Origin of the sequence: Bacteroides sp. AM54-2NS, from assembly GCF_003602935.1 — a bacterium.
In the GTDB taxonomy this organism is placed as follows: Bacteria; Bacteroidota; Bacteroidia; order Bacteroidales; family Bacteroidaceae; genus Bacteroides; species Bacteroides xylanisolvens.
Window position 1 is genome coordinate 1 of the sequence record NZ_QTMZ01000129.1, and the last position, 1,157, is coordinate 1,157.

At 56.2% G+C, this 1,157-nt stretch carries 1 protein-coding gene; it reads right to left on the minus strand.

Going from position 1 to position 1,157, the window contains the following annotated elements; genetic code table 11:
* The coding region (gene mobV / locus DXA05_RS26100; RefSeq protein ID WP_128859787.1) for a MobV family relaxase at positions 1-1,157 on the minus strand (1,157 nt) is incomplete at both ends.

The following is a 1,157-nucleotide window of genomic DNA, read 5'->3' on the forward strand; positions in this document are numbered from 1 at the left end:
ACTCGCTGACCATGTTTTCGAGAAGGGCATTTCTGAGAACGGTGTCCGCACCTTGTCGGATAGTATCGGAATATCTGTGTGCCTCCTGCCGCAACTCCTCCGTGCGCTCTTTCATGGCGGTCATCTCCTCACGCAGGGCATCGAGCTTGCGGTCAGCCTCTGAGAGCTTTTCCTTCTTGTCGTCCAGTTTCGACTGGATAGTGGACAGTTCCTGCTCCAGCTCTTGGACTTGCTGACGGAGAGCATCAGGATTGTCGTGACCCGCAAGAATCTGCCGATGCAATTCAGCAAGTGCCGCCTCCTTCTCAGCCTTCTCCTGCAAGAGGTTGTTGACCATTGAGGTGAGTCCTTTTACTCTCCGCTCTGCCAGACGGATGTCCGACTGGAGCGAGGCGAGTGTCCGCTGATGGGCGGCGACGGACTGCTCAATGGTGGTGCACTGTTCTGACAGCTGGCGGCGGTACTCTTCGGTGGTGCGGTGGCGTGCTCCCGTCTCTGAAACAGAAGTCCCGCGCTCCATGCCCCAACGCTTGTTGACCTCGGCGAACTCGCTGTGCAGGGCTTTCATCCTGGCAGAAAACTCGTACTTGTCCTTTCCGGCAAATATCTGCTTGTACGCAAACTTGCCGTCCTTGATTGGCAAGAGGGTGCAGTGGACGTGCGGATTGGTTTCGTCCAAGTGTACGATGAAAGCGACGATGTTCTCCTCACCGTATTTGTCCGCAACAAAGCGGTAAACATCCTTTGCCCATTCCTCAATGTCCTTGCATCGGGTAAGATGCGAATTGTCCGCTCCATGAGTCAGATCCACCTTCTGGTCACCGAATGCCAGTTCCGTCATACGCTCACGAGAGCCTCCGAAGATGAAATTGACCACAGTGCGGAAGCGCGGCTCTGCCAGTCCCTCGTTGGGGTCTTTGATTCCACGGCTCCGCAGGATGTCAGCCATGCGCTCCGGGATGCTTCGGCTCTTGTCAATGGGACAGACCTTGCCGCCCCGAATCTCGAAGTTGAGCCGCTCACGGCTGCGGTCGTAGTTGCCTGTCGCTTCAGCGGATCCCCAACCCTTTTCCGTCCAACGGCGTTGGTGCTCGTTGCTCTGTGCTGTGGTGATTCCCTTAGATGGTCGGAAATCCATAACCTGTTTTGGTGTTGCC